Here is a 21,710-nt window from a genome sequence, read left to right on the forward strand (position 1 = left end):
TAAAAAATGAGGCAAAGTTCCTCAGAAATTAGAATGAATTATCGTTTTAGGGTTTTGTCTAACGCTTTTTCTAAAATAGGTTCCATAACCAAATAGCCAGCCTTTACTGGGTGAATTCCGTCAGATCCTAATTCATCTTTTAAACCATTTTTTTCATTCACCATAGATGAGAAATAATCCACGTAGGTGTGGTTGTTCTTTTTTGCGTAAGCTTCTAATTGTTTGTTGAGCTCAATCACTTTTAATGCTGGTTCCATGCCTGGTCTCCAAGGGAAGTCGTAAGCTGGTAGCACCGAACAAATCAATACTTTGATGTTATTGGCTTTGGCAAGTTCTGCCATGGAAAAAATATTATCGGTGATCATTTTTATGGTAGAGGGGCCTGTGTTGCCAGCAATATCATTTATGCCAGCCAAAATAACGACAGCTTTGGGCTTTAGATCGATCACATCTTGTCTGAATCTGATCAGCATTTGCGGTGTGGTTTGACCGCCAATACCACGGTTTACATAAGGTTTCCCCTGGAAATATTCTGGGTGAAGGTTTTTCCAACCTTCAGTGATGGAGTTGCCCATAAAAACCACTCGCTGTTCCCCGGCTTTTGGGGCCTCTAGTTTTTCGTTTTCTTCTTGAAAGCGTTTAAGGTTGGGCCAATCTTGAGCGAATGATAGCTGCATAGAAAAAAATGTTAATGCAAAAATGAGAGTGAATTGTAGCTTCTTCATGCTGTATTATTTGAGGAAAATATCTTGGAAAGCAACTTACTAAAATGTGAAGGCTTTTTTGCGAATTGTTTTCTTTTTGAAAGCTGCCGTTGATTTTAAAGCAGAACCATGAGCGCGCATTTATTCACCCTCTGCAAAAAGATACATTGACTTATTGCGTTTAATTAACTCTATTGAACGTGTGAACCTAAATATGCATTGAAATGAACTTGTTGAAAAAATATACCATCGTTTGCTTTCTCCTTTTTGTTGGCCAAAGCGCTTGGGCTCAAAAAACGATTAATCCGATTATAAAAGGATATGGAGGGATTATGGATGCGCCTCATGCTGTGGAAAAGCCGGATCCAAACATGCAGTATAATATCATTATTGATGTGGCAACGGGTGATTCAGATCCTAAAAAGGTGATGTATTCTTTAGAAAACGTGGCTCGTTTGCTAAACCTGCATGCGATGGGCGGAGTCCCTAAAGAAAATTTACATGTGGTTTTGGCCATCCACGGTCAAGCTGCTTGGTCAGTTTTAGACAATGACACTTACAAACAGAAATATGGAGTAGATAACCCTCATATTCCTTTGTTTAAAGAATTGGAAGATGCTGGCGTTAAGCTGTTTGCTTGTTCGCAGTCGCTTATGGGGAGAAATGTAGATCACACTAAGTTGGCGCCAGGCATTAAAGTGGCTACTTCTATGCTTACTACTATGACTACCTACCAGCTAAAAGGGTATGCCGCTTTGAAGTTTTAGAAGAAGCTTCAAACTTTTTTGAAGTGGGAACCATCTTAAGCAAAACTGGGGGAGATATTTTTTGATAGATCAATCACCTTTAAACCAAATGCTATGCGTTTTCACTTCAAATTTGCTGTAAGAGATATTTTTAAAAATAAATTGATTGCAGTGGGAAGCCTTGCCAGTCTTGTGGTAGGAGTACTCAGTGCATTTTTGATTTATATATGGGTGGATTCTGAGCTTTCAACCGATAAATTCCATGCTGAGCTAGATCGTATTTATGTTCCTGTAATGCGCCAAAGTCCTACGGATAATATTGGAGCTTTTAGTATTGGAGAGTTTTTTAATGTGGATTACAGTAAATATCCGGGGGTTGAGAAGAAGCTTTTTACGGCTTATTTTAACCCTCAAACCATAAAACTCACATACGAAAATCAAGATTACAGAGGAGCTGGTTTAGTAGCCGATAGTACCTTCTTCGATTTTTTTGACTTCACATTGAAGACGGGAAATGCAGATAAAATATTAAAAGATCCATCTCATATTCTGCTCACGGAAACCTTCGCTAAAAGACTTTTTGGAGATGAGAATCCAATTGGTGAGACGCTATATTTACAGTCAAACCGAAATGGTTATTATCAGGTGGCGGGCATTTTAGAAGATATGCCTTCCAACAGCACCATCTCTTTTGATTTTTTAGTGCCCACTCATTCTCAAGATATGTGGCTTCATTCGGGAATGGAATTCATTTTGGTGAATGAGGCCTTCGATAAAGCTCAGTTTGATGAAGAAATTAAGCTTTTTGGAAGAAATCACCCCCAGTTTAAAGAAAGCGAACTTTCAACAGTCCCTTTTAAAGATGTTTATTTCAACTACAGCTTGAACCAAGAGCTGTTGGGCAAACATGGCGACATGCAGGAAGTGAATATTATGATCTTAGTAGCTGCTGTCATTCTTTTGGTCAGTATCCTCAACTTTACCAATATGCAGTCAACGCTTGTTTTTAGCCAAATGAAAACCAAAGGTATCAAGCAGGTGAATGGAGCAACAAGGTTCGATTTTTTCCTTGAAATGATTGCTTCAAGACTGATTTATGCAGGTTTGGGTGTTGTATTGGTTTTTGGGTTGTTCTTGCTTGTGAAGCCGATTTACTTTTCTTTTCTGGAGTTGTCCTTAAATCAAACTTGGCCGCAAATTCTTTTGCCGATCACTACTGGAGTTTTACTTTTTGTATTGATTTCCACAATCTTTTCACTGTTTCAATCTTCCAAAGTAATTACTTCAGAAGCCCTAATGGGGCGCTTGACCCAAAGAGGTAAAGGCACTGCAGGAAGGGTGTTGACCACTATTCAATACGTTTTTGCCATTGCTCTGGTAATCATCACCGTGGTAGTTTACAAACAGTTCAAGTATATGGAACACAAAGATCTGGGTTATGATCCGTCAGGTGTGATTAGTGTTAAGCTTTTTGATCGTATTCCATATAATTTCGAAAATCCTGAAATCACTAAAAAGCAACAGGAAGAACAAAATGTGAAATATGAGTTTGTTCAAAACGAGTTGAGTAAAATGCCCGGTGTGTTGGGCTTTTCTCAAGGGACATTGCCTGTTCAGAAAAATGCGAGCCCTATGATTTGGAAGCCGGCAGGAAGCGATTTTGAGTATAAAGAGGCTAATAATATCATGGTTGATCCGAATTATGCCAGTGTCCTCGGTCTCAAGCTTTCAGAAGGTAGGTTTTTCGTGGATTCCTTGGATAGAACCAGCCGCATGAAGGTTGTGATTAACCAAGCGGCTATGAAATATTGGAATATTGAAGATATTGAAAACACCAAACTCATCAGTACAGTATTGGGAGGCGAAAGAAGGCCGTATTCCGTTATTGGAGTAGTGGAAGACTTTAACTTTGAACACCTTTCACGTAAGGTTGGGCCAGTAGTGATGATGTACGTGAAAAGTGCTGATCGTGAGTTCGATATCAAAATTGCTGAAGACCAGTTTGCTTCAGTTTTGCCTAAAATTTCGGATTTATATAGAGAAGCAAACCCACAGCAGGCTTTCTCTTATTCCATTTTAGAAGATAAATTGAAGGCACAATATGAACGTGAAGCCCGTTTATCAGATACCTTCATGTTGTTTACATTCATAGCCTTAATTATCAGCTCTATCGGTTTGTTCACTTTTGCACTGTACGAAACACGCAAACGAATTAAAGAAGTGGGAATACGAAAAGTAGTTGGGGCAAACGTTGGGCAAGTAGTTGGCCTTTTAAGTACATCTTTCCTTAAATGGGTAATGCTGGCTTTTGTGGTGGCTTGTCCATTGGCTTGGTATTTTACCAAAGAATGGCTCGCTAACTTTGCAAATCAAACCGAATTGAGTTGGTGGATTTTCGCAACAGCAGGTTTGGCTACTTTGGTTTTGGCTTTACTCACAGTTGTTGGGCAAACTTATGCTGTGGCCAAGCGAAATCCAGTGGAGGCTTTGCGATATGAGTAAAGGAGCTTGATTTGTCATTCAATCTCTCCATGGTCATAACTAAAAATACAATCAAGAAAAAAGTCAAGGCAAGCCCTAGAAAAAGTAAAAAGCGACTGTTAGAGCGCTCTCTTTTTGCTGCATTGGCCTTTCTTAAAGTGAGAAGTTCGTCAAAGTTGGTGGTGATTTTTTCTTTATCGACTTGGCGAGTTGCTGCATTTTCCATGTTATCACCAAATGGGTTTTTAGAGTTTTTGTTGATAGCATGATGTGAATGTCCTTCCATGGCCTGAAGAGTTTAGCTTTGAAGTTTTACGTTTGTTAGCAGCACAGGTATAGCCACTGGATACTGAAAGGTGAATAAAGCAGACAGAAGGCAGGAGTGATGAATTCTTCTGGCAATTTTTAAACGGAGCATTTTATTTTGACTGAATGCTTACCTTTAGTTCTTCAAACCAAATGCTATGAAAAAAATCACTGTTTTGCTGCTTGCTTTCGTAATGTTCACGGCCAGCAGCCCTCTGAAGGACTTTGAAGGAACCATTATCTATGGTATCCAATATTTGGAACTTCCTGAAGATGCAAAGGGAATGGAGGCAATGCTTCCTTCTGAATTGAGCTATTCAATTAAAGGTTCGAAAGTAAAAGTTCAACAAGAAGTTATGGGAGGATCTCAAACCATTCTTTCTGATCAGGATGCTAAAACAGGAGATGTTTTAATGGACATGATGGGACAGAAAATTCATATCCATATGAGCAAAGAAGATATTGAGGCCGAAGAGGCAAAAACTTCTGGAAATACGGACATCGAATACTTTGATGAAACAAAAACGATTAGTGGATTTAAATGTAAAAAAGCAATCATTAAATCGGCCGAAAGCAGTGTGACACTTTGGTACACTAATGAAATTGAGGCTAAAAACGTTGATTTCAACAAGCTGAATGGCTTTCCGCTAGAGTATATTACAGAAGCTAACGGAATGAAAGTTAAAATGACAGCCAAAAATATTGAGCGCAAAAAACTTGCTGATGGCCACTTTGCTATTCCGTCAGGTTATAAAACTATGACCTTAGAAGAGATCGGTTCACTGTTCGGTAATCACTAAAAACGGATGCGGTAAATAAACCTTTTGTGTTTAACTTGCCCGCAAACCCAATAACTATGTACGATATTCTACTTCATGCTCATTCTGGCTTAAGATGGATAGTTCTTATCCTTTTGCTAGCGAGCATTTTCAATGCGTTCTCTAAGAAGAAATCAGGTATTTATTCTGAAGGTGATCGAAAGCTTGCCTTGTTCACCATGATTTCTACCCACACACAGTTCACCATTGGCTTGATTCTATATTTTATCAGTCCTTTAGTTGTGTTTTCGGGAGAATCTATGAGCAACCCAATTCAGCGTTTTTATTTGGTAGAGCACGTAAGCTTAATGCTTGTGGCTATTGTGTTGATAACCATTGGCCATAGTAAATCAAAGAAAGCTGCGGATGGTACAGCAAAATTCAAGGCCATTTCTGTTTTCTATCTTTTGGCGCTTATTTTAATTCTTGCGGCTATTCCATGGCCTTTTAGAATTGCCACAGCTAGCTGGTTCTAATCCAGAGAAGAAATTTTAGAAGAGGCTATCTCAAAGGAGAATCTAACGTCACCTTGAATTCATTTCAGGGTCTTTATCCTGAAAAATCAGGTAAAGTTCAGAGCGATTAGGTTTTCAGCTTTTGAGATAGCCTTATTTTTTTATCTGCTTTTGCTATTCATTATCAGCTGCTTGTAAAATCGGATGGCATTGTGATAGTCTTCTACCGAAATGTGCTCATTCACCCCATGGAAAGTGCTTATGTTTTCATCGTTGATATGATAGGGAACAAAGCGATAAATATTCGGGCTTACCTTAGTGAAATGCCTCGAATCAGTAGCCGCAATTACCAAGTTAGGTGAGCTAAGAACGTCTTCAAAAATCTGCTTAATTGATCTGTTAATGATTTCGTAGCCAACGGTTTCGCTTGAAGAAACTGGTGATGGTTCAGAATTGAAACCATAAAATTTAGCAACCACACGTTCATCATCAACGGTTTGGTTAACGTGATCCATTACATCCTGTGCGCTTTCACCAGGAATTATCCGAAAGTTGATCAAAGCTCTGGCATGCGTAGGGATGATGTTTTCTTTTATGCCAGCTTCAAAAATGGTTGGTGCTGTAGTGGTTCTTATTAACGCATTGCCGGCTCCGCCAGCCCCTTCATAAGTTTTTATAATTAGAGGTTTGAAAATGGCGGTATTCGCAAACGCCATTCTGTTTACAAACCCCATTTCAGGGCCGATTTGGTTGATGAAACCTTCCATTGGGCCAGAAATGGCAGCTTTAGAAGGGTTGGCTTTCACCTTAGCAACGGCATTCGCCAAAACGTCAATCGCTGTTTCTTTATCAGGGCGAGAAGAGTGACCGCCATCCATATCTACTTTGAGTTCTATGGTGGTAGAACCTTTTTCTGCAACGCCAATAAAAGCAACATCGGGTTCTACGCCAGGAACGAGTTTTTGAGTGATAGCGTAGCCTTCATCCAAAACAAATTCGGCTTCCACGCCTTGCTCTTCCAAATACTTGGCAATGGTTACCGCACCTAAATCTCCCCCCACCTCTTCATCATGACCAAAAGATAAATAGATGGTTCTTTCGGGTTGAAAACCTTCTGAAAGCAGCATTTCCACAGCTTCCATAATCCCGATGACAGAAAACTTATCGTCAATCGTTCCTCGACCCCAGATCACACCATCTTTCACTACTCCTCCAAAAGGCGCTTCGGTCCATTTTTCTGGCGAAGCAATTGGTACAACATCCAAATGTCCCATTAGAATGATGGGTTTTAAATCTGGTATGGAACCTTGCCATCGATAAAGGTGGCTATACTGATTAAAGGTTTGGTGATTCAATAGCGAATCAGCCAAAGGATAGTTTTCTGCTAGAAACTGATTGAATTGTTCGAAAGCTGCAGAGTCAAAATCGAATCGATTTTCGTTGGAAATAGTTTGAATACGAAGCGCTTCTGAAAGCCTATTGACGGAGCTTTCCTGTATTGGCGTTTTGGCGATAGGCTCAACTTTAAGTTGTTTGCTTTTGAACGTGAAGGTTTTGAAAAGAATGTAGGCTATAAAAAGCAGCAGCACTACACCTAGAAATTTAAGGAAGGTTTTCATGGCTATTCAGGTTCTACGTGGATTAAAACATTGGCAACTTCTGGTAATTTTTTTTGAATTTCTTCTTTGACCAAATGCGCTAAATCATGCCCCTTTTTTACGGTAATATGGCCATCAACCAGCAAGTGAAGATCAACATGGAATGTCATTCCAGTTTTGCGTACAAAGCACTTTTCAGTGCCTTTAGTGCCTTCTACTCCTTCAGCAATTGATCGAATTTCTTCTACCAAATCATCGTGTAGGTGCTCGTCCATGATTTCTCCCAAAGCAGGGCGAAAAATTAAGTAGGCATTGTAAACGATGAATCCAGAAGCTAAAAGAGCGGCCCAATCATCTGCTGTTTCGTATCCTTTTCCCATAAAAATGGCAATGGAAATGCCGATAAGCGCCATTAGTGAAGTAATGGCATCGCTGCGATGGTGCCAAGCATCCGCTTTGAGTGAAGAGCTTTTAGTTTCGTCACTCTTTTTTGAAACGAAACGGTAAAAGACTTCTTTGATAATCACAATGGCCCCGAGCACAATGAGCGTATAGGTTTCGGGTACTTTGTGTGGAGTTAGAATGTGCTGAATGCTTTGGTAAGCAATAGCAGCGGCAGATACCATTAAAAATCCAACCACAATAAATGTGATCAGAGGTTCTGCTTTTCCGTGGCCATAAGGGTGATTGTCGTCCGCTGGTTTCGAAGAATACTTCAGTCCAAACCAAACTAATAGAGAAGAAAAAACATCGGTAGTGGATTCAATGGCATCGGCAATGAGCGCATAAGAATTACCGAAAATACCGGTAAGTCCTTTTACAATTGCCAAAAGTGCATTGCCCACAATGCTGAATACAGCAGTTTTAATAGCTTCCTGTTGTTGGGTTTTAGGTTCTTTTGGCATGAGTGAAATATCATGTTTTTTTGCTAAAAAATAAGGAAGCTATTAAGCAATGCCGAATATTAATCTTTCTTGAGTAAATCCCTGATTTCTGTCAACAACAGTTCTTCTTTACTTGGTGCAGGAGGAGCCTTTGGCGCTTCTTCTTTCTTTTTCTCAAACTTATCTTCAATGCGATTGTACCATTTCACTACCATAAATATGGCCATGGCTACAATCAGAAAAGTGAAGATGGTATTGATGAAATTACCATAAGTTATGGCCACTTCTGCAATAGCATCGCCAGCCCCTTGCGATGATTCGGCAACACCTTTTTGCAAAACGATTTTGTATTTGGTGAAATCCACATTGCCCAAAAGCAGTCCAATGGGAGGCATTAAGACATCGTTTACTAACGATTTCGCGATAGCGCCAAAATAGGTTGCCATAATTAAACCTACAGCCACTTCTACCACATTACCGCGGTGTATAAATTTTCTGAATTCTTGCATAATGATTTTTAAGGTTGATGTTTAGGCCAAGCCTAGAATTAAAAAATCACGAAATGAAGCAAATTGTTTTAGCGGTTCAGAAAGTTGACTGTTTAGGAGTGGAATATTTAATCCTGAAGGGAATCGGAATAAATAGAAATTGCTAATATTGCAGGCCTTTGAAAAATGGCACGGGCTCTTCGGGTCTGAAGAGAAAGTAAAAGGAGTGTTAGCTCAGTTGGTTTAGAGCACTGCCTTGACAGGGCAGGGGTCGTTGGTTCGAATCCAATACACTCCACAAAAAAAAGCCTCATTTTGAGGCTTTTTTCATTTCAATATTTTGGCTCTATTAGAGCATTTCTCTTACGTTCATTCATTTCTTAACGAGTTTACAGGGTTCATTCTGGCTGTTTTGCATGTTCTGATCAATACCGTTGCTGTGGCTAGTGCTAAAAGGGTAACCACAGTAGTGATAATCAAGAAAATGGGGATGTTGGTGTGGTAAGCAAAATCCTGAAGCCATCGGTTCATTAACCAATAAGCTATTGGCAGCCCGATTAAACTTGCAATGCCAATAAGCCAATAAATCTCTTTTAAGAAGATGGAAACAATTTGCGGTACTCGTGCACCCAACACTTTTCGAACTGCGATTTCCTTCACTTTAGCTTGAACTACAAAACTCATCAAACCAAATAAACCGAGGCAAGAAACCATCAGTGCAATAGAAGTAAAAAGCTGAAAAATCTTTCCTAATCGAACTTCCGTAGTGTAGAGGTTTTGAAATCTGTCGTCTAAAAATTGATAACGGAAGGGTGAAGTTGGAATGTGCTTCTGCCAGATTTCTTCAATGCTTTTTATGGTTTCAGCAATGTTGCTGGTGTTTATTTTGATAAGCGTATAAGGGCCACTATAACCGCGAGATGATTCGTAAAAGAAAACCATAGGCTTGATTTTCTCTCGCATGGATTGTAGATGAAAATCTTTTACCACACCCTGAATGCTGCTTTCAGCATACATAAAAGGATATTTTTCTTCTAAAGGATGAGCAGAATTTTTTGGGTTTACATCTTCCAATAGCCTGGCCATGGTTTCGTTAATGATCACAGTGGGATTGTCGTCTGAAAATTTTTCTGGATCGAAATTTTCGCCCTGAACGAATTCTAAATTCAACAGCTCAGCATAGTTTTCGTCTATTTCGTGGCCTTGAACGAGTGAACCCAGTTTGAGCCCATCAGTATTGAATCTGAAATTGTTGCCTGCAGGCGGGCTTGAAGTCATGGAGCTGATGATGACTTCTGGAATTGCTTTAAGATCCTCCCTGACCAAATCAAAATTTTTAGACAGCGCTCTATTGAGTATTAAAATTTGTTCGGGTTTATAGCTTAGTTTCTGATTTTGAAAGAGATCCAGTTGCCTTTGAACAATCACGGCTCCCACAATCAGAATTATGGACATCGTAAATTGAAAAATGACCAAGACTTTGCGGATGGTTTGGCCTTTGTTAGTTGAAGCAATGTTGCCTTTGAGAAACTGCGCAAATTGAAATCGCGAAATCAACAAAGCAGGATAGAGGCCAGCCACAAAACCCATGATTAGAACTATAGCAAAGGCGACAGCAATAAATGTGGGATCAGTGAGATAATTGAAGCTTAGTTGTGTGTTCAATGCCGATTCAAAATACGGAGTGAAAGCTTCTACCAAAAGAATGGCAATGGGAAGGGCAATGAAGCACAAAAGCAAGGATTCGGAGAGGAATTGGCTGATGAAGCTTCCTTTCGCTGCACCCATTATTTTACGGATTCCGGCTTCTTGCCCGCGTTTTAGCGATCGAGCCGCTGTAAGATTTATGTAATTGATGATGGCCAGAAAAAGTATAGCAATGGCAATGGTGGTAAAAATAGTATAAAGTCGTTTGTCTGTTGGTGTGATTACATCATTCGGAACTTCCAGATCATACTTCACTGCTTCAAACGGTTTTAGCCTGTATTCAATGGATTTCATCAGAGCACCAGAAACCACGGCCGAAATCTCTTCATTGGCGCGTTTTTCAAATTCAGCAATGGAGGTTTCAGGGGCTAATTTTAGGTAGAGATTGGTCATGTCGAATCCGCCAGAAGTAATGTCATACTGCTTGTCTTGATCAACGATTAGCCCGAATTGAATACTGGAATGAGGTGGCGGATCTTTCACCACTGCGCTCACGATGAACTTGTTTTTACGGTCAATGGCGAGATCGACTTCTTTGCCCAGTGGGTCTTCATCTCCAAAATATTTATGGGCAATGGATTCTGTAAGAACTATGTTAGAAGGTGAATTAAGTGCTGATTTGGCGTTTCCTTCAATAAATCTCTGCGGAAAAAGAGAGAAAAAGCTACTGTCGGCAATCAGAAAATCTTCGCTGAAATAGCTGGTGTTTCCGTTATGTCGGGAAATAACATCCCATTCAATTTTATTCAAAACCGTGTATCCTTCTACCTGAGGCAGTTGCTGTTTTAAAAAAGAGCCCACCCCAGGATGAACCGTGCTGGTAAAACCTTCGGAAGGCCTAATGCCTGCATTCGATTCAACCTTATAAAGCCTGTCTTTATCGGGCAAGTCGTAGTCTTTTCTGACTTGTTCAATGATTAACAGAAACAACATCAGGCTGCTGGCAAGCCCTAAACTCAAACCAAAAAGATTGATAAGGGTGAATGACTTTTCGCGAAGCATTGACCTTTTCGCTGTTTTCAAATAATGATTCAGCATGAGAAAAAATGAATTAGGGTAGAAGTTGGGTTTTCGGAAGAAAATAAGGGCATCGCGCAAGGCTGTTTGAAAATAGAGCAGGTCGCTACTCAATTTACTTTTGCTTTCTCGCCAATCCTGATAGGCTTCAAAAAGGTTGCCTTCAATTTCTTCGAGCCTTTCTTCGGAGCAAAACCAGCGAAAAACCTTTAAAGGAAACTTTGGTGGGCGATACATTATTTAGCCAGATTTAGTGTGGAAAGAGGAATGTTTTGCCAGAGGGCTTCTCGCATTTCTCGATTCTTTTTCAAGCTGCTTACGCCAAAAGTGGTAGGCTGAAATATTCTTTTTCTCTTTCCGCCTCTTTTTTGTGTAGGGTCTCCCAAATGAGACTTGAGATAACCTTTTTCTTCTAACCGATAAAGCACAGCGTGAATGGCGCTCAAATTATAGGTTCTCTGGCTATGGTTTTCAACTTCATCTTTAATGGTGTTAGCATAAGCGTCTTCGCCCAAAGCGCAAGTAGCCAGTAAAACCAGTTCTTCAAATTCGCCTAAAGAGTCGCCTTTCATAGTTAATATTTTATATGAATGTAAATAATATAAATCAAAGAAACCAATAATTTATACTTATGTAGATTTAATCTGTTTACTAGGTTACGCTCTATAATTCAGGTGCTTGGGCTACAGAATTTTTTTTCAGAATAAATAATTAGTAAGTGAACAATCGTTCAGTTATGTTTGTGCCTGATTTTTCTGATGAGATGAGACCTAGGGACGCAGACAAAGAAAAGGCGATAAAGGAAAAGGCAGTCGAGATGATTGTTAAGGAGGGCTTCGATGGCTTAAGCATGCATAAGCTGGCGAAAGCTGCTGGTGTTTCTCCTGCCACTATTTATATCTATTTCAAAGATCGTGACCATTTGATTGTTCAACTTGGAACGGAACAGGAGCAAAAGGTTTTCGATGCTACTTTGGAAGGTTTTGATGCAGAGATGTCGTTTGATTTAGGGATGCGCGTTCAGTGGAAAAACCGCGCTAAATACTTTATGGACAATCCGCTTCAACTCTATTTTTTGGAGCAAATGAAACACTCGCCTTATTACAAACAAGTGGGGCAAGAAAACAGAATTTCTTTCTCCAATACCATGTCGAAGTTTGTACGCAAGGCAATTGATAATGGAGAGTTAGCTCGTTTGCCAATCGAAGTGTTTTGGTCACTGGCTTTTGCTCCGCTATATCAACTGGTCAAATATCATATCAATGGAAAAGGAGTGAAGAAAGAGCCATTTTCTCTCGATGATCTGAGTTTGGAAGTGGCACTTTCAGCAGTGCTCAAAGGTCTAAAACCATAAACAACAACAATTTGAAAACTCAAACATTTACCTCTTACCAGAAATTCCTCATTGTAATTCTGGCATTCTCCCAGTTTACCGTAATTCTGGATTTTATGGTGCTCTCTCCTTTGAGTGCCATTTTGCTCGATGAGCTTCAGATTACTACCCAGCAATTTGGTATGGTAGTTTCGGCTTATGCTTTCAGTGCTGGAGCAGCGGGGCTTTTAGCAGCAGGTTTTGCCGATAAGTTCGACCGAAAAAAGCTTTTACTGTTTTTTTACACAGGCTTTATTCTAGGAACTCTCTTTTGCGGATTGGCACCTAATTATCACTTTTTGCTCATTGCCAGAGTGGTCACTGGTATTTTTGGAGGCGTAATCGGCTCCATTGTTTATGCCATTATCACCGATTTGTTTGTACTCGAAAAGCGAGGTAGGGTAATGGGCTTTGTACAAATGGCCTTTGCTGCCAGTCAGATTCTGGGAATTCCGTTTGGTTTATATCTCGCGAATAATTTTGGTTGGCATTCGCCATTCCTTTTGATTGTGGGAGTTAGTTTGTTGGTGGCTGTTTCTATAATCATTTACATGAAACCAGTGAATGAGCACTTGAAACTACAGACGCGTCAGAATGCTTTCGTGCATATGGCGAAAACATTGGGAAACAAGAGATATCTAAGAGGTTTTTCTGCCACCACACTATTGGCTACCGGAGGTTTTATGTTGATGCCTTTTGGGGCGGCTTATGGCGTGAATAACCTTGGAATCTCTATCGATTTGTTGCCTTTGGTTTATCTCGTAACGGGTATTTTCACCATGATGTCTGGTCCGATTGGAGGCAAGCTGAGCGATAGCTACGGCAAATTCCGCTTGTTCACCATTGGTTCATTAATCGCCATGACTTTAATACTCGTCTATACCAATTTGGGCATTACTCCAATTTGGGTAGTCATCATTATTAACGTTGTGCTTTTTATGGGAATAACGCTCAGAATGATTTCTTCCCAAGCATTGCTTACCGCTATTCCTGAACCGAAGGACAGAGGTGCGTTTATGGGAATTAACTCATCAGTAATGCAGATTTCAGGAGGTTTGGCTTCTGCTTTGGCTGGAGTAATTGTGGTTCAAAGCGAATCAGGAAAGTTGCTTCATTATCCATTGTTGGGTATTGTGGTTTCGGTTTCCATAGTGCTTACCATTGTTATGATGTATTACATCAATAAAATGGTGTTTGGCAAGAAGGAGCAAGTAAAACCCGAAGCTGAAATAGAGGTGGTTATTTCCGCAGAAGCGTAAAAACCATTTCGAATTCCTGAATTCAGTTTTTCCATTCAGCAGATTGTTTTAATATTGCCGCTCAGTTCGGAGCGTTAGCGTACTAATTTATAAGAATTGGAGCGCAACCATAACCGAAAGGAAAAGCTAAGGTTTGACTGCCTGTAAAAGTCAATAGTTCGGGGTGTGGCGCTCCCGAATCCTCGGGACGTTAGCGTACTAATTTATAAGAATTGGAGCGCAACCATAACCGAAAGGAAAAGCTAAGGTTTGACTGCCTATAAAAGTCAATAGTTCGGGGTGTGGCGCTCCCGAAGCCTCGGGACGTTAGCGTACTAATTTATAAGAATTGGAGCGCAACCATAACCGAAAGGAAAAGCTAAGGTTTGACTACCTATAAAAGTCAATAGTTCGGGGTGTGGCGCAGTCCGGTAGCGTACTTGCATGGGGTGCAAGGGGTCGTGGGTTCGAATCCCGCCACCCCGACAACAAAGGTTCATCTGAACCCAAAAGCCTGCAAATCTTACGATTTGCGGGCTTTTTTATTTTTTACGTATCAGTTCGATTTAGACAATTTCAGCAAAAATGAGACCTATTCGGTGAACCAAATGAATGGTTTATTTTAGTTCACCAGATTGATGCAAATAACTGTAAAACAGATAGTTGCATCACACATTTTGAACTGCTTTAGGTCTGTTTGAGTGACCTTGTGGAAGCAGTTCACCACGAGAGGAATCATTTTAACACAAACACTCAAAAGCTGAATTGTCATGAGAACTACAAACACCTTCGGAGTTCAGTTCATCACAAGAACGAACAAGGCCAAAGATGGCCTACTCCCAATCTATGCCAGGGTCACCGTTGATGGCCGCAGGGTAGAAATATCATTGAAACGCTGGATCAAACCAGGCGACTGGAATGGCAGCAAAGGCATGGCCAAGGGCAGCCGGGAAGAAATCAAATCGCTTAATCATTATTTGGATGAAGTCCAGGCCCGTATCATGGAATGCTACCAGGAGATGCAAGTGCAAAAGCGATTGATCACCGCAGATGCTATCAAAAGCATGTTCCTGGGCACAGATCAAAAAGACTTCACCTTATGCAAGCTGGTGGATTATCACAACCAGGCTATGCGAGATACACTGGCTTGGGGTACGATGAAAAACTACTTCACCACTCAGAAGTACATCCACCGATTTTTGAAAGAGCGCTTTGGCACTACTGACATGTTCCTTTCGGAACTGTCGTACAAGTTCATCACAGACTTTGAATTCTACCTCCGTAACTACAAACCCAAAGACCACCAGAAACCGCTTGGTAACAATGGAGTGATGAAGCACTTGGAACGTTTCCGGAAAATGGTGACCATGGCTGTAAAAATGGAATGGGTAAGTCGGGATCCATTTGATAAGTACCAACTTAAATTTCATCGAGTGGATAGGGATTTTCTCAATCATGAAGAACTCGAGGCAGTAGAAAACAAAGACTTCAAAATTGTACGTTTGCAGTGGGTAAGGGATCTGTTTGTATTCAGCTGCTATACCGGGCTGGCCTACATCGATGCAATGAACCTGACGCCATCCAACATTACCATTGGCATAGACGGAGAATACTGGCTTTCGACCTGCAGGCAAAAGACTGACCAGCCAGTAAGGGTTCCTATCCTTCCTAAAGCCTGGGAAATAATAGAGAAATACAAGACCCATCCTAGGGCATTGCAGAAAGGATCGGTATTCCCTATGATCTCTAACCAAAAGCTGAACTCCTACTTGAAAGAAATTGCCGACCTGTGCGGAATTGAAAAGAACCTGACCTTTCACTTGGCCAGACACACATTTGCCACCACCGTAACTCTTTGTAATGGCGTACCTTTGGAGACGGTGAGTAAAATGCTCGGCCATTCAAAGATCACCACTACCCAAGTTTATGCAAAGGTGGTGGAGAAGAAAGTGAGCGAAGACATGCAGGCTCTCCGTGAAAGGCTGGCAGCACCAAAATTGATGAGAAGGGCCAAGTAGTCCTTCATTTATTTAAAGCAGCTGTTTGTATTTGTACCAAAGTGTCCAAAAAAGAGAGTTGACACGCTTATTACTTTGCTTACAAAACATGGGATCAAACAGGAATCTATAAAGACCCTCAGGCCAAAATCAGGTTCCTTAGTGTAATCCCATATTCCTACAGAATTAATCCCGTATTTTGAACTTATGAAATTACTCATCGTAGAAGACGAGCCGCAGTTGCTAAAAAGCCTGGAAGACTTTGCTTCCGAAGAAGGGTTTATTTATGATTCTGTAACAGGGCTTCAGTCTGCTATGGAGCGTATTTCCCTTTATGAATATGATTGCATAATACTGGACATTAACCTTCCTGATGGTAGCGGATTTGATCTGCTGGAAACACTTCATAAGAATGGAAAGACGGACGGGGTGATCATCCTCTCAGCACGAAACTCGCTGGATGACAAATTGAAAGGCTTGGGACTTGGGGCTGATGACTACCTCACCAAGCCGTTCTATTTTTCGGAACTCAATGCCCGGATAAAAGCCATCATCCGCAGAAAACAATTCAAAACCAACAAACTTGTCCGCTTTGCAAACCTGGTTATAGAACCGGACCAGTATCTGGTCGGGGTAAACGACCTTGAAAATCTTATTTCATTTACAAAAAAGGAGTATGCTATTCTTACACACCTGATCAATAATCATAAGCGGGTGATCTCCAAAGTATCGCTGGCCGAATATATTTGGGGCGACTATGTGGATGAGGCCCAAAGTTTTGATTTTCTGTTCTCTCAGATCAGGAACCTCAAAAGAAAGCTGAAAGATGCCGGGGCACAGCTAGAAATCAACAACATCTATGGGGTAGGTTATCAAATCCAGGCATTATGAAGCTGCTTACCTACACCTCCCGCATTCAATTGCTTTATTTCCTGATGCTTTTCGGAATTTTTTCCATATTGTTTTACCTGGTGCTAAGCTGGAACGTACTTCAAAATGTAGATGAAGTGTTGTACAACCGTAAAGTCAACCTACTGGCTTACCTTGAACAAAACCCTGAAGCACCGTTTAAAGAGGACAATCCGCTGGACGATTTCACTTTTTATCTTGTTGAAGAAGCTGCTTTTCAGGAAAGATACGAAAGTTATACCGATACCCTCATTTATGAGCCTGTTGATGACGAGTTCGATGAGTACCGCATGCTGAACACTTTTGTGAGACTACATGGCAAACATTACCGGCTGGAAATCATAAAACCTCACCTGGAAGCGGCTGAAATGATCGGAACCATTGCTATCACGCTGGGATCTTTGTTCCTGGCCCTGTTGCTTTCTTTTTATGTATCCCAGCGCGTTATCTCCCGGAAAATATGGGGCCCGTTTTTCGAAATACTCGAAAAACTCCGGCTCTTTCGATTTGATAAACAAGAATTTCCTGCACTGCCATCTACACATATTGATGAGTTCCGGATGCTGAATGAAGCTGTGAATGAGCTGACCCGGAAAAATATGGAAGTGTTTGAAAGCCAGAAGCAATTTATCGAAAATGCTTCCCATGAAATGCAAACACCCCTGTCTGTTATCCAGTCAAGGTTGGAAGGGCTTATCGGACAGGCAGAACTCACACAAGAGCAGGCGGAAATTGTGGAAGGCATTATCGGCTCCACACAGCGCTTAAAAAAATTGAACAAAACCCTGCTGCTCTTATCTAAAATCGAAAACCGGCAGTTTCTCCTTTCAGAACAGGTTGATATAAACACAATAATCAGCCGATCAATGGAATATTATGAAGAACAGAAAGCTGCCCTGAATATATCGGTGAAAACGGAAATACAAAATAATTTGATCGTGCAGGGTAATACGATGCTTGCCGAGATACTGGTACAGAACCTGCTTAAAAATGCATTTCTGCATAACAGGGAAAATGGCACGGTGAACATTCAAACAAAAGAGAGAAAGTTCATGATTGCCAATACAGGGCATGAAAAACAAGAAACAGGGACGGTATTAGAAAAAGACAAATTATTCAGCCGTTTTTACAAACAATCGGGTAATCCCGATACCTGGGGGCTAGGGTTGGCAATTGCCCGCAAGATAGCCGATACAAGTGGGTGGGAGCTTCATTACCGTGAAGAAGAAGGGTTGCACATTTTTGAAGTGGATTTCGGGTAACCAGACGATCTTCCCAAATTTCTACAGATTTGATGATTTACTTTACCTTTATAAATACGTGTATTATCTAAAATAAAATGACTTCAATGATGAACAGAAAGGATTTTCTCAGGAATTCGGCAATATTGGGTGGAGCGAGCATCCTTCCCATCAACAACGTTTTTTCACAGAATGTAACAGAAAATGGCATGGATAAACTGGTGGACAGCAATGGTAATTTCATCCAAAAATCGCTTCCATATAACAAGACATTCTTAGAACCACACATGGATGAAGAAACCCTGCACCTGCATTATGAATTCCATCATGGAGGAGCAGTAAAAGGGGCGAATAAAGACCTGGAAAACATCAAAAAACACCTTCAATCAGGCGAGATGGATCAAGTAGATATGTGGACTCGTAAGCTGGCCTATCATTTTTCAAGTCATGTCCTGCATTCCATATTCTGGTCTAACCTGACCAATAAAAAAACACAGCCCAAAGCGGAATTACTGAAACAGATAGAGAAAGACTTTGGCTCTTTTGATAACCTGAAAGCATACATATCCAAAATTTCCAAATCTGTAGAAGGGAGTGGCTGGGGAATATTGGGCTATCAGCCCTACTCACAATCCCTCACTTTACTGCAATGCGAAAACCACCAGAAGCTCACGCAGTGGGGTGTGGTTCCCCTGTTGGTCATTGATGTATGGGAACATGCTTATTACCTGAAATACAAAAACAAGAGGGCAGAATTTGTCGACACTGTATTGGAAATTATCAATTGGGACAATGTGGCAGAACGGTTTGTAACAGCTAAAAAATTACACGGATAATTTTTGTTGGAATATAGAACTAAGACCACATGACCTCTCCTCTGTTACCACCAGTATATTCAGTATATATAGATAATATATGATCGATAAACAGGTCTCCTATAAAGAAGCCCTAAAAGTGTGGGTTAAAGTTGCCATCTACAGTTTTGGAGGCCCGGCCGGTCAAATTGCCGTGATGCACAAAATATTGGTAGAAGAAAAAAAATGGATCAGCGAGAACCGTTTCTTACATGCATTGAATTATTGCATGTTGTTGCCGGGCCCTGAAGCACAACAACTGGCCACTTACATCGGTTGGCTATTGCACAAGACCAAAGGAGGATTGGTTGCCGGATTACTGTTTATCCTGCCGGGATTCATCTCCATTCTGATCCTGAGTATTCTTTATGCAGCCTACAGGGACGTAGGAATCGTTGAAGCCATATTTTTTGGTATAAAGCCAGCAGTGCTGGCCATCGTTATTGGTGCGGTCATCAAAATAGGTAAAAGGGCGCTAAAAAATGAAGTGATGATAATAATGGCTGCACTGGCATTTGTGGCCATATTTTTCTTCGAGGTGGATTTTCCTTACATCATTATTGTGGCAGGGCTGACCGGTTTTATTGGTGGCAGAATTTGGGAAGAAAAATTTCATGTAATAAAAGGACATGAGGCCAAATCGGATCAGGAGAATAATTATTTCATTGACAGTTATATTCAGCCCGTTAAGCCTTCAATAAAGAAAACAGTCAAAACAGTTTTGCTGTTCATAACCTTATGGGCACTGCCGTTAGTACTGATCGCCCTGTGGATAGGAACAGAAAATATTTTCTTTTCGGAAGGCCTGTTTTTCAGCAAAACGGCTGTGGTCACCTTTGGTGGTGCCTATGCAGTGTTGGCTTATATAGCCCAGAAAGCTGTGGAGGATTACGGCTGGCTCAAAAGTGGGGAAATGCTTGACGGATTGGGCATGGCAGAATCCACCCCCGGGCCGCTCATTCAGGTTGTGCAATTTGTCGGGTTTATGGGAGCTTATCGCTTATCTGGTACGATGGATCCACTTCTGGCCGGAATCTTAGCTTCCTTACTGGTAACCTGGACTACTTTTGTGCCTTGCTTCCTGTTTATATTTACCGGAGCTCCCTATATTGAGTATTTAAGAGGCAATAAAAACGTCACTACTGCCTTGTCCGGAATTACGGCTGCTGTTGTAGGAGTTGTGCTCAACCTTGGCGTGTGGTTCGCTATCCATACACTTTTTGGAGAAGTAAACGAAAGCCATTCCCTGGGGATTAGGTGGATGATACCTGAGTGGGCTACAATTAACATTCCTTCATTGGTGATTGGACTTATTGCTGCATTTGTTTATTTCATCCTGAAATGGGACATGCTGAAAACAATCCTGGTCAGTATAATATGCGGCATCCTGTATTATTTCACCTTTTCATAATATAAGTCCCTCCCCACTTCCTTCTCCCCATTTCCCCGCTTCCAACTCCATTCCCATATTTCTACAGAATCGCATCATAGGTTTGTGATAATTAATGACAAAATTGAAAAATGGTTCGAATATTCAAGATCCCCCTGCTAGTAGCCATCATTACCTTTGCCTGGACGAATGTACATTCCCAGACCCAGGTTCCTATAAAACAGCTACTGGAAACAGCCACAAAAAACTACCCCGCAATTCTTGCTGCGGAGGCACAAAAGGAGGCATCCGGAGAAAGGGTCAAATCCACCAGGCGTACAATTATACCCGATATTAATGCTTCTGCCCAGGCCAACTATTCGACTTATAACAACCTTACGGGGATGTTTTATCCTGAATACATTTTACCGGTGAGCGGTCCCCCTTCTACAGAGAATCTCAATAATATGGTCTGGGGTTCGGCTGCCGGTTTGCTCATGAAATGGGAGCCCTACACCTTCGGACGCAGAGGCAATGAGATAAAAGCAGCCGAAAGCACCTATGAGGCCGGGGTGGCCATGAAAAGCCTTACGCTATTGGAACATAACGTGCAATTATCTAGCACCTACCTGGATTACCTCCTGGCCCTTCAAATCCTGAATGTACTGGAAAGCGATCGGGAAAGAGCTGAAGCAAATTATGAACAAGCTGTAAGCCTGGCTACTTCCGGATTGGTTTCGGGGGTGGATACGGCACGTTTTCATACCGAACTATCCAAGACAAAGATCAAAATTCTGCAACAGCAAAACACCATTTATGAACACAAAGCAGCGCTATCACAATTGATTGCGGCTGGTTTACCTGAAAACCTGGTAAACTCGTCCTTTTTTAAGGTACTCCCTCAGGTTTCAGAAGTTGCCGAAATGATCCATCCGAGAGAACAACTGGCCATGGCTGAGTGGAAAACCTCACAATACCTGTTTAAAGCAGAGAAATTAAGCTGGATGCCCACCCTAAGTGTATTGGGTACTGCTTATGGTCGAGGTTCCGGTGTGCAGCTTGACAACAACGGTAACACCTTTGTCGATAACCCGTCTGACGGGTTTAATATCAACAGGTTCAATTATGGCATTGGTGTACAACTTGCCATACCGCTGACCCAGATCTTCCGCTATCAAACCCAGTGGAAAGCAAGGGAATTGGAAGCTGATGCCGATAAACAAGAACTGGAAAAAGTTCTTCTGGCCCTCAATAAGCAAAAGTCCGTTGCTGATAACACATTAATCACTGCACTGGCCATTGCCGGGGAAACCCCTGTACAATTCCAGGATGCCCGTTATGCGTATGAAGCCATACAATCCCAGTACCAGGCAGGGCTGATAACCTTTACGGAGCTGATTGAAGCCCGGAATGAGCTGGTAACAGCAGAAATAGAACTTCGAAGATCCTATTGGGAAGCCTGGAAAGCACTACTGTATGTAGCCGCTATAAATGGTAATCTGGAAATCTTTTTAAACCAATTATAA

At 41.2% G+C, this 21,710-nt stretch carries 19 protein-coding genes and 2 tRNA genes; 14 read left to right on the forward strand and 7 right to left on the reverse strand.

The window, feature by feature from the left end; translation table 11 throughout:
* Window positions 1–38 precede the first annotated feature (38 nt).
* A complete protein-coding gene (locus ACXACJ_RS00135; protein ID WP_475132244.1) occupies window positions 39–677 on the reverse strand; it encodes an SGNH/GDSL hydrolase family protein in 639 nt (212 codons plus the stop codon).
* A 251-nt stretch (window positions 678–928) separates the two neighbouring features.
* Here ACXACJ_RS00135 and ACXACJ_RS00140 point away from each other — a divergent pair, with 251 nt between their 5' ends.
* Entirely contained in the window at window positions 929–1,471 is a 543-nt protein-coding gene (locus tag ACXACJ_RS00140; RefSeq protein ID WP_475132245.1) for a DsrE family protein, read from the forward strand.
* 93 nt (window positions 1,472–1,564) lie between these two features.
* Window positions 1,565–3,952 (forward strand): ABC transporter permease, encoded by a 2,388-nt coding sequence (locus tag ACXACJ_RS00145; protein ID WP_475132246.1) that lies wholly within the window; start codon window positions 1,565–1,567, stop codon window positions 3,950–3,952.
* Here the strand turns inward: ACXACJ_RS00145 and ACXACJ_RS00150 are convergent.
* On the reverse strand, window positions 3,885–4,217 hold the full coding sequence (locus tag ACXACJ_RS00150) for a hypothetical protein (RefSeq protein ID WP_475132247.1): 333 nt from the start codon (window positions 4,215–4,217) through the stop codon (window positions 3,885–3,887). The two genes, ACXACJ_RS00145 and ACXACJ_RS00150, sit on opposite strands and share 68 nt — an antisense overlap.
* Window positions 4,218–4,395: 178 nt before the next feature.
* Here ACXACJ_RS00150 and ACXACJ_RS00155 point away from each other — a divergent pair, with 178 nt between their 5' ends.
* A complete protein-coding gene (locus ACXACJ_RS00155; RefSeq protein WP_475132248.1) occupies window positions 4,396–5,037 on the forward strand; it encodes a DUF4412 domain-containing protein in 642 nt (213 codons plus the stop codon).
* 56 nt (window positions 5,038–5,093) lie between these two features.
* Window positions 5,094–5,531 carry a cytochrome B gene (locus ACXACJ_RS00160; RefSeq protein WP_475132249.1) on the forward strand — a complete coding sequence of 146 codons (438 nt, stop codon included), beginning with the start codon at window positions 5,094–5,096 and terminating at the stop codon, window positions 5,529–5,531.
* Window positions 5,532–5,671: 140 nt separating this feature from the next.
* On the opposite strand, the gene ACXACJ_RS00165 is transcribed toward ACXACJ_RS00160, so the two are convergent.
* The 3 genes from ACXACJ_RS00165 to mscL are packed head-to-tail and all read right to left on the reverse strand — an operon-like array spanning window position 5,672 to window position 8,501.
* Complete coding sequence (locus ACXACJ_RS00165; protein WP_475132250.1) at window positions 5,672–7,129, reverse strand: M20 family peptidase; 1,458 nt, start codon at window positions 7,127–7,129, stop codon at window positions 5,672–5,674.
* A gap of 2 nt (window positions 7,130–7,131) precedes the next feature.
* A complete protein-coding gene (locus ACXACJ_RS00170; RefSeq protein WP_475132251.1) occupies window positions 7,132–8,013 on the reverse strand; it encodes a cation diffusion facilitator family transporter in 882 nt (293 codons plus the stop codon).
* 59 nt (window positions 8,014–8,072) lie between these two features.
* A complete protein-coding gene (gene mscL / locus ACXACJ_RS00175; protein WP_475132252.1) occupies window positions 8,073–8,501 on the reverse strand; it encodes a large-conductance mechanosensitive channel protein MscL in 429 nt (142 codons plus the stop codon).
* Window positions 8,502–8,703: 202 nt separating this feature from the next.
* On the opposite strand from mscL, the gene ACXACJ_RS00180 reads away from it, so the two are divergent.
* Window positions 8,704–8,778 (forward strand) — tRNA-Val (locus ACXACJ_RS00180).
* 71 nt (window positions 8,779–8,849) lie between these two features.
* Here ACXACJ_RS00180 and ACXACJ_RS00185 read toward each other — a convergent pair.
* Both ACXACJ_RS00185 and ACXACJ_RS00190 read right to left on the reverse strand, forming a co-directional pair.
* On the reverse strand, window positions 8,850–11,441 hold the full coding sequence (locus tag ACXACJ_RS00185; RefSeq protein WP_475132253.1) for an FtsX-like permease family protein: 2,592 nt from the start codon (window positions 11,439–11,441) through the stop codon (window positions 8,850–8,852).
* Window positions 11,441–11,776 carry a PadR family transcriptional regulator gene (locus ACXACJ_RS00190; protein WP_475132254.1) on the reverse strand — a complete coding sequence of 112 codons (336 nt, stop codon included), beginning with the start codon at window positions 11,774–11,776 and terminating at the stop codon, window positions 11,441–11,443. The genes ACXACJ_RS00185 and ACXACJ_RS00190 overlap by 1 nt, the downstream gene beginning before the upstream one ends.
* 146 nt (window positions 11,777–11,922) lie before the next feature.
* On the opposite strand from ACXACJ_RS00190, the gene ACXACJ_RS00195 reads away from it, so the two are divergent.
* The 9 genes from ACXACJ_RS00195 to ACXACJ_RS00235 all read left to right on the forward strand — a co-directional run bounded on the left by ACXACJ_RS00195 (window position 11,923) and on the right by ACXACJ_RS00235 (window position 21,710).
* On the forward strand, window positions 11,923–12,558 hold the full coding sequence (locus tag ACXACJ_RS00195) for a TetR/AcrR family transcriptional regulator (protein WP_475132255.1): 636 nt from the start codon (window positions 11,923–11,925) through the stop codon (window positions 12,556–12,558).
* Between the two features lie 11 nt (window positions 12,559–12,569).
* Window positions 12,570–13,835, forward strand: coding sequence for an MFS transporter (locus ACXACJ_RS00200; protein ID WP_475132256.1), 1,266 nt, complete (start codon window positions 12,570–12,572; stop codon window positions 13,833–13,835).
* Between the two features lie 391 nt (window positions 13,836–14,226).
* Window positions 14,227–14,300: transfer RNA gene (locus tag ACXACJ_RS00205), tRNA-Pro, on the forward strand.
* A gap of 284 nt (window positions 14,301–14,584) precedes the next feature.
* The gene (locus ACXACJ_RS00210; protein WP_188467598.1) at window positions 14,585–15,832 is read left to right on the forward strand and encodes a site-specific integrase; all 1,248 of its coding nucleotides are present in this window, start codon (window positions 14,585–14,587) and stop codon (window positions 15,830–15,832) included.
* A 186-nt stretch (window positions 15,833–16,018) separates the two neighbouring features.
* On the forward strand, window positions 16,019–16,702 hold the full coding sequence (locus tag ACXACJ_RS00215) for a response regulator transcription factor (protein WP_188467599.1): 684 nt from the start codon (window positions 16,019–16,021) through the stop codon (window positions 16,700–16,702).
* On the forward strand, window positions 16,699–17,982 hold the full coding sequence (locus tag ACXACJ_RS00220) for a sensor histidine kinase (protein ID WP_137402991.1): 1,284 nt from the start codon (window positions 16,699–16,701) through the stop codon (window positions 17,980–17,982). Before ACXACJ_RS00215 ends, ACXACJ_RS00220 begins: the two co-directional genes overlap by 4 nt.
* An 86-nt stretch (window positions 17,983–18,068) precedes the next feature.
* The gene (locus tag ACXACJ_RS00225) at window positions 18,069–18,797 is read left to right on the forward strand and encodes a superoxide dismutase (RefSeq protein WP_226334942.1); all 729 of its coding nucleotides are present in this window, start codon (window positions 18,069–18,071) and stop codon (window positions 18,795–18,797) included.
* A gap of 79 nt (window positions 18,798–18,876) precedes the next feature.
* Window positions 18,877–20,226, forward strand: coding sequence for a chromate efflux transporter (gene chrA / locus ACXACJ_RS00230; RefSeq protein ID WP_188467600.1), 1,350 nt, complete (start codon window positions 18,877–18,879; stop codon window positions 20,224–20,226).
* A 110-nt stretch (window positions 20,227–20,336) separates the two neighbouring features.
* On the forward strand, window positions 20,337–21,710 hold the full coding sequence (locus tag ACXACJ_RS00235; protein WP_475132257.1) for a TolC family protein: 1,374 nt from the start codon (window positions 20,337–20,339) through the stop codon (window positions 21,708–21,710).

Source organism: Roseivirga sp. AWQ4_251, from assembly GCF_056158225.1.

What these genes read in the sequence shown, in the direction of transcription:
- ACXACJ_RS00155 (WP_475132248.1), top strand. Translation starts at nt 4,396, where the DNA reads ATGAAAAAAATCACTGTTTTGCTGCTTGCTTTCGTAATGTTCACGGCC.
- ACXACJ_RS00235 (WP_475132257.1), top strand. Translation starts at nt 20,337, where the DNA reads ATGGTTCGAATATTCAAGATCCCCCTGCTAGTAGCCATCATTACCTTT.
- ACXACJ_RS00150 (WP_475132247.1), bottom strand. Translation starts at nt 4,217, where the DNA reads ATGGAAGGACATTCACATCATGCTATCAACAAAAACTCTAAAAACCCA.
- ACXACJ_RS00210 (WP_188467598.1), top strand. Translation starts at nt 14,585, where the DNA reads ATGAGAACTACAAACACCTTCGGAGTTCAGTTCATCACAAGAACGAAC.
- mscL (WP_475132252.1), bottom strand. Translation starts at nt 8,501, where the DNA reads ATGCAAGAATTCAGAAAATTTATACACCGCGGTAATGTGGTAGAAGTG.
- ACXACJ_RS00220 (WP_137402991.1), top strand. Translation starts at nt 16,699, where the DNA reads ATGAAGCTGCTTACCTACACCTCCCGCATTCAATTGCTTTATTTCCTG.
- ACXACJ_RS00225 (WP_226334942.1), top strand. Translation starts at nt 18,069, where the DNA reads ATGATGAACAGAAAGGATTTTCTCAGGAATTCGGCAATATTGGGTGGA.
- ACXACJ_RS00140 (WP_475132245.1), top strand. Translation starts at nt 929, where the DNA reads ATGAACTTGTTGAAAAAATATACCATCGTTTGCTTTCTCCTTTTTGTT.
- ACXACJ_RS00165 (WP_475132250.1), bottom strand. Translation starts at nt 7,129, where the DNA reads ATGAAAACCTTCCTTAAATTTCTAGGTGTAGTGCTGCTGCTTTTTATA.
- ACXACJ_RS00145 (WP_475132246.1), top strand. Translation starts at nt 1,565, where the DNA reads ATGCGTTTTCACTTCAAATTTGCTGTAAGAGATATTTTTAAAAATAAA.
- ACXACJ_RS00185 (WP_475132253.1), bottom strand. Translation starts at nt 11,441, where the DNA reads ATGTATCGCCCACCAAAGTTTCCTTTAAAGGTTTTTCGCTGGTTTTGC.
- chrA (WP_188467600.1), top strand. Translation starts at nt 18,877, where the DNA reads ATGATCGATAAACAGGTCTCCTATAAAGAAGCCCTAAAAGTGTGGGTT.
- ACXACJ_RS00135 (WP_475132244.1), bottom strand. Translation starts at nt 677, where the DNA reads ATGCAGCTATCATTCGCTCAAGATTGGCCCAACCTTAAACGCTTTCAA.
- ACXACJ_RS00160 (WP_475132249.1), top strand. Translation starts at nt 5,094, where the DNA reads ATGTACGATATTCTACTTCATGCTCATTCTGGCTTAAGATGGATAGTT.
- ACXACJ_RS00190 (WP_475132254.1), bottom strand. Translation starts at nt 11,776, where the DNA reads ATGAAAGGCGACTCTTTAGGCGAATTTGAAGAACTGGTTTTACTGGCT.
- ACXACJ_RS00215 (WP_188467599.1), top strand. Translation starts at nt 16,019, where the DNA reads ATGAAATTACTCATCGTAGAAGACGAGCCGCAGTTGCTAAAAAGCCTG.
- ACXACJ_RS00170 (WP_475132251.1), bottom strand. Translation starts at nt 8,013, where the DNA reads ATGCCAAAAGAACCTAAAACCCAACAACAGGAAGCTATTAAAACTGCT.